Consider the following 5,318-nt stretch of genomic DNA (forward strand, 5'->3'; position numbering starts at 1 on the left):
GAACGGCTACGGCTCCCTGCAGTTCCCAGAGCGTCAGGTTTGCTGCCTGGCCGGCTTCAGCGACAAAACGCTGGAGACTCTGAAGCTGCTGGATTCCGACCCAGGCGCACTGATCCGCATGATCGAGGCCGTGGAGCTATAACACCAACCACACACACGGCCCGCCGCCCATTCCGGGCGGCGGGCCTTTCATTTTACCACTCCCTAGAAAAGGAGGTTTACCATGCAAAACAATGAAGTCTCTCAGCGCGTCCGCAATGCGCTCAACCGTCTCGAAACCGAACAAGATGTCCGTGTGCTGTATGCCTGCGAAAGCGGCAGCCGTGCCTGGGGTTTTGCGTCCCAAGACAGCGACTACGATGTGCGCTTTCTGTACGTGCATCGCCGAGAATGGTATCTCTCCATCGAGAGCCGGCGCGATGTGATCGAAGAACCGCTCTGCGATGAACTCGACGTGAGCGGCTGGGAATTGCGCAAGGCGCTGCGCCTGCTGCGGAAAAGCAATCCGCCACTCCTTGAATGGATGAAGTCACCGATGGTGTACCATCGTGATCCAGACTTCACCCGTGAGTTCGAGGAACTGGCCGGGATGTTTTATTCGCCGCGCCGCTGCTTTGCGCACTACCTGCACATGGCATCCGGCAACTGGAAGAGCTATCTGGAGGGCAGGGAACAGGTGAGCCTGAAAAAGTATCTCTACGTCCTTCGGCCGCTGCTGGCGTGCCGCTGGATCGAGCGTTCGCTGGGTCAGGTGCCCATGCTCTTTCAGGAGCTGGTCGATGCCGTGCTCGATGAGCGCGAAGTCCGGCTGGCCCTTGAGGCTCTCCTGGTCCGCAAGCGCGCTGGGGATGAACTCAGCAAGTCTGCGCCCGATGCCGTGCTTTCGCGCTTCATTGTCGCGGAACTGCAGAGGCTCAAGGCACTGAACGATCCTGAAGACGCCATGGGTGACCTGGATGAACTCGACATCTTCTTCCGGCGTTACGCCTTGAAGTCGTAGCGGATCACTTCTGCCGATCAGCAGCCTGGGAGGATTCCAATTTCTTCCAGGCTGCAATTTCACCCCAAAGAACGAACACCGCTGCCGGGAGGACCGTGCCCGCCTTTCAACATCTCATTCTATTTCATCATGCAAACTCAAGAACTAACACGCCTTGGCGTAAGCCAGGGCGCAGCGCTCAAGTCTGGCATGGAATTCATTGCGAATTTCATCTCCCAAGGCGGCGAGTCCGCGCGCCTGGCGGAAGAACTTGGCACCATCATCTCCAAGCCGGAATCATTCCTCGGCGATCCTTTGCGGGAGGCCTTCGCTCGTGATCTCTATGCGCCTGCCTACAAGCAGCGCGATCAAATTGCGCCCTGGCATCAATGGGGCGTCGGACTCGATGCGAGTGCGGTGCAGCAGCTGGCGAACGCCTGTGCGCTGCCCATCGCCGTGGCGGGAGCTCTCATGCCGGATGCTCATTCAGACTACGGCCTGCCGATTGGTGGCGTGCTGGCGACGGAGGATTGTGTGATTCCTTATGCCGTCGGTGTGGACATCGCGTGCCGCATGCGCCTCACGGTCTATGACCGCAAGGCCAGCACCATCGCGGGGCAGAAGGACCGGCTGGCGAACATCATCGAAAGCGAAACGCGCTTTGGCATGGGCTGTGAGTTCAAGCAGCGCCGCCAGCACGATGTGATGGACGAGGACTGGAGCGTGTCTCCGATCACGCGCCGTCACAAAGACAAGGCGTGGGCGCAGCTCGGCACCAGCGGCTCGGGAAATCACTTCGTGGAGTTTGGCTCTTTTAGTGTGTCGGCAGATGATGCTGTTGCGTTGAAGGAGTCCGGCTTCGACATCAAGCCGGGCGAGTACCTCGCGCTGCTTTCTCACAGCGGTTCACGCGGTGTGGGGGCGCAGGTGTGCCAGCACTATAGCCGCATCGCCATGGACCGACGTTACGATTTGCCGAACGAGATGAAGCACCTCTCGTGGCTCACCTTTGAGGAAGAGGCCGGTCAGGAATACTGGGCGGCCATGAACCTCATGGGTCGTTACGCAGAGGCGAATCATGCGCTCATTCACAAGCACATCGCGAAGAAGGTGGGAGCTCATGTCATGCTCGACATCGAGAACCACCACAACTTCGCATGGAAGGAAACGCATGTGGTGAATGGCGAATCGCACGAAGTCATCGTGCACCGCAAAGGTGCGACGCCTGCAGGTGCAGGCGTGCTGGGAGTGATCCCGGGCTCGATGGCGACGCCGGGCTTTGTGGTGCGTGGCAAGGGGAACCCCGAGTCGCTCCGCAGCGCATCTCACGGCGCAGGTCGTGTGATGAGCCGCAGCCAGGCGCTGCAGAGCTTTGCCTGGGGAAATGTGAAGAGGCAGCTCGCCGCCGCAGGTGTCGAGCTGCTCAGCGCCGGTCTTGATGAAGTGCCGGGTGTTTACAAGGACATCCATAGCGTCATGGCCGCGCAGACAGATCTTGTCGAAGTACTCGGCAAGTTTGAGCCACGCATCGTGAAGATGTGTCCCGCTGGAGAGAAAGCAGAAGATTAAAAAAATGAAGTTCAAGAAAGGTATGAAAGACCTCCTCACCAAATCCACCGTCCTGGTGCTCAACCGCAACTGGCAGGCCATCGCCGTGAAAACGCCGCAGGAGGCCTTCAGCATGATCGCCACCGGAGCGGCCACAGCGCTCGACATCGAAGCGGACGGAAACATCCGTCCGGTGACATGGAAGGAATGGCTGGTCCTGCCGGTGCGTGAAGGTGACAACACCATCGGCACCGTGAACGGTCCGGTGCGTGTGCCTTCCGTGCTGGTGCTGGCCCGCTATGACAGAGTACCGAAGAAACGGCCCAAGTTTGGCGTGCGCGGCATCTGGGAGCGCGATGGTGGCCTGTGCCAGTACACCGGCCGCAAGCTGCGTCCGCACGAAGGGAACATCGACCACGTCGTGCCGCTGTCCCGTGGCGGACCCACCTCCTGGGAAAACTGCGTGCTTGCCGACAAGCGCGTCAACAGCCGCAAAGGCAGCAAGCTGCCTGAAGAGGCCGGCCTGAAGCTGCTGCGAAAACCTGCCGTGCCACGCGAACTGCCCGTCACCCACCTGATCCGCAACACGCATCAGGTGCGGGATTGGGAGATGTTTCTGGCCAAATGACCTGTGCCGCCGGGGCAACCCGGCGGCATTTTGCCTATTCGGGCAGGGAAACGATCTTGGCACTTGGCAAACGGCCAAGACTCGCCAGCATAACTGTCCAACATCAAGGAACGATCACCAAGCGTGTGAGTTCCTTCGTGCCGAAATTCCAACTTAGGAGCTGTGCATGAATGAAACGTTGACCAAAACGACCGTACTGGTGCTGAATCGGCACTGGCAGGCCATCGACTCTAAAACGCCCATGGAGTCCTTCAGCATGATGGCGGCGGGCAATGCGACCGCACTGGATATCCAAGCCGCGGGTGACATGCGACCGGTGACCTGGGAGGACTGGCTGAAACTGGAGGTGCGTGAAGGCGACAACAGCATTGGCACCGTGCACGGGCCCGTTCGAGTTCCCTCAGTGCTGGTGCTGGCCCGCTTTGACAAGGTGCCCAAGCGTCGCCCCAAATTCTGTGCCAAGGCGATCTGGGAGCGCGATGGCGGCATGTGCCAATACACCGGGCGCAAGCTGCGACCGCATGAGGGCAACATCGACCACATCGTTCCCGTCTCCCGTGGTGGCGCGAGCAACTGGGAAAACTGCGTGCTGGCAGACCGCCGGGTGAACAGCCGCAAGGGGAACAAACTGCCGGAGGAGGCGGGGCTGAAGCTCCTGCGCCGTCCCTCAGTGCCACGTGAGATACCCGTCACGCATCTCATCAAAAACCATCACCGCGTGCGCGACTGGGAGATGTTTCTCGCAGGCGGGACCGGGGTGTTTGAGGTTTAAGGGCTAAACAGCCAAAAGGGCAGGAGCCGCTCTGTAGCGACTCCTGCCCTTCTTGATTGGTGATGTTCAGACTCAGCTCAGCTTGGCGCCAACTTTCTTCAGGATCGCCTCGAGCATGCGGCCGTATTTGACATAGCTGTCGTACTGTTCCTTGGCCTTCTGCTCAGGGGAGAGATCATCTGCAGCACCAGCGCCGTGGAAGACGACGGCGACATGCGGCTCGATGCTGATGTAGCCATTGTAGCCGGTTTCGACGAGGTCCTTCATGATGCGCTCGGTCTGGCCTTCACCTTCGCCGGGGAAGGTGTAGACGGCGTCGTTCTTGGTTTTGTCCCAGATGCCATCTTTGACGTGCACATGAGCCATGAAAGGCTTCACGGCCTGATACATTTCCCACGCATCCTGCTTGTGGCCGGGGTTGTCTCGGTCGTCGATGAAGACGGGGTTGCCGGTGTCGAAGACCCACTTCATGCCGGGCACGGCTTCGGCCATGCGCTTCACGTAGCTGGGGCTCATGCCGCCCCAGTTCATGCAGTTTTCATGCAGCACGGTGATGCCGGCGTCGGCAAAGCGCTTGTTGATCTCCGTCATGCGACGGATGCGCTCAGGGGCGAACTGCTCTTCCAAGTCCTTGCCGCCTTCGTCTTTGCAGACGGCGTAGCTCATGACTCGGATCAGCTTGGCACCGAGGCGCTGCATGCGCGGGATGGCACGGCCGATCTCGGCTTCGGTGATGCTGAAGTCGTCGGTGATTTTTTTGGCCCAGTTGCCGATCAGGGAGCCGAAGCCGCTGACCTTCATGTTCTTCTCGGCCAAGCGTGCCACGACCTTGTCGAAGGTGGCTTCGGGAATCTCATGCAGGTTGCCCTTCACGCCGTCGAATTCGACAATGCGTGACTCGATGCTGTCCCAGCCGAGTTCCTGGTGGGCCTGGATTTGCACATCCAAGGATGCGCCTGCTTCGTCTGCGATGCCGGTGAGTTTGATCATGGTCGGGGGATTGGGATACGGAAGGTAGGATTGATGGATGCAGAGGGCTGGAGCGCAAGGTTTGGCTTTGATAAAAATGACCGGCCGTGGGAGGTGATGTGGGTCTAGCCGCTATTCGCGACAGCGGAGGAGTCTTTTCTTGAACTTGCGCGGGGGGGCGGCATACCTAAAAAATGGCCGAATCAATCTCTGGCTCTGAACATCACATTGCCAACAGCGTTTCCGGTCAGCACTCCGGACTGATGATCCTTGGTGGCGGCCCGGCGGGGCTTGCCGTGGGGCACTTTGCGCGCAAAGCAGGACTCGAATTTCAACTCTTGGAGGCTTCTTCCCGTTTTGGCGGCAATGCGACGACCTTTGTTGAAAACGGATTTCGTTTTGATTCAGGGGCGCACCGGCTG

6 protein-coding genes are annotated in these 5,318 nt (G+C 59.5%); 5 read left to right on the forward strand and 1 reads right to left on the reverse strand.

Features of this window, described 5'->3' with window-relative positions; translation table 11 throughout:
* The first annotated feature begins 223 nt into the window (after positions 1-223).
* The 4 genes from ACIREA_RS25940 (at position 224) to ACIREA_RS25955 (ending at position 3,927) form a co-directional block, all read left to right on the forward strand.
* Entirely contained in the window at positions 224-1,000 is a 777-nt protein-coding gene (locus ACIREA_RS25940) for a nucleotidyltransferase domain-containing protein (protein WP_397385225.1), read from the forward strand.
* 129 nt (positions 1,001-1,129) lie between these two features.
* Positions 1,130-2,548, forward strand: a complete 1,419-nt coding sequence (locus ACIREA_RS25945) for an RtcB family protein (RefSeq protein ID WP_397385226.1) — start codon at positions 1,130-1,132, stop codon at positions 2,546-2,548.
* A gap of 22 nt (positions 2,549-2,570) precedes the next feature.
* Entirely contained in the window at positions 2,571-3,155 is a 585-nt protein-coding gene (locus tag ACIREA_RS25950) for an HNH endonuclease (RefSeq protein WP_397385227.1), read from the forward strand.
* A 166-nt stretch (positions 3,156-3,321) separates the two neighbouring features.
* Positions 3,322-3,927, forward strand: coding sequence for an HNH endonuclease (locus ACIREA_RS25955; RefSeq protein ID WP_397385228.1), 606 nt, complete (start codon positions 3,322-3,324; stop codon positions 3,925-3,927).
* A 72-nt stretch (positions 3,928-3,999) separates the two neighbouring features.
* On the opposite strand, the gene ACIREA_RS25960 is transcribed toward ACIREA_RS25955, so the two are convergent.
* Positions 4,000-4,917: a sugar phosphate isomerase/epimerase family protein gene (locus ACIREA_RS25960; RefSeq protein WP_397385229.1), complete on the reverse strand. Its 918-nt coding sequence runs from the start codon at positions 4,915-4,917 to the stop codon at positions 4,000-4,002.
* Positions 4,918-5,090: 173 nt separating this feature from the next.
* On the opposite strand from ACIREA_RS25960, the gene ACIREA_RS25965 reads away from it, so the two are divergent.
* Positions 5,091-5,318, forward strand: a 228-nt coding sequence (locus tag ACIREA_RS25965) for an NAD(P)-binding protein (RefSeq protein ID WP_397385230.1), incomplete at its 3' end; no start/stop codon positions are given.

This window comes from Prosthecobacter sp., from assembly GCF_044373815.1.
Classification (GTDB): Bacteria; Verrucomicrobiota; Verrucomicrobiia; order Verrucomicrobiales; family Verrucomicrobiaceae; genus Prosthecobacter.

What these genes read in the sequence shown, in the direction of transcription:
- ACIREA_RS25940 (WP_397385225.1), top strand. Translation starts at nt 224, where the DNA reads ATGCAAAACAATGAAGTCTCTCAGCGCGTCCGCAATGCGCTCAACCGT.
- ACIREA_RS25945 (WP_397385226.1), top strand. Translation starts at nt 1,130, where the DNA reads ATGCAAACTCAAGAACTAACACGCCTTGGCGTAAGCCAGGGCGCAGCG.
- ACIREA_RS25950 (WP_397385227.1), top strand. Translation starts at nt 2,571, where the DNA reads ATGAAAGACCTCCTCACCAAATCCACCGTCCTGGTGCTCAACCGCAAC.
- ACIREA_RS25955 (WP_397385228.1), top strand. Translation starts at nt 3,322, where the DNA reads ATGAATGAAACGTTGACCAAAACGACCGTACTGGTGCTGAATCGGCAC.
- ACIREA_RS25960 (WP_397385229.1), bottom strand. Translation starts at nt 4,917, where the DNA reads ATGATCAAACTCACCGGCATCGCAGACGAAGCAGGCGCATCCTTGGAT.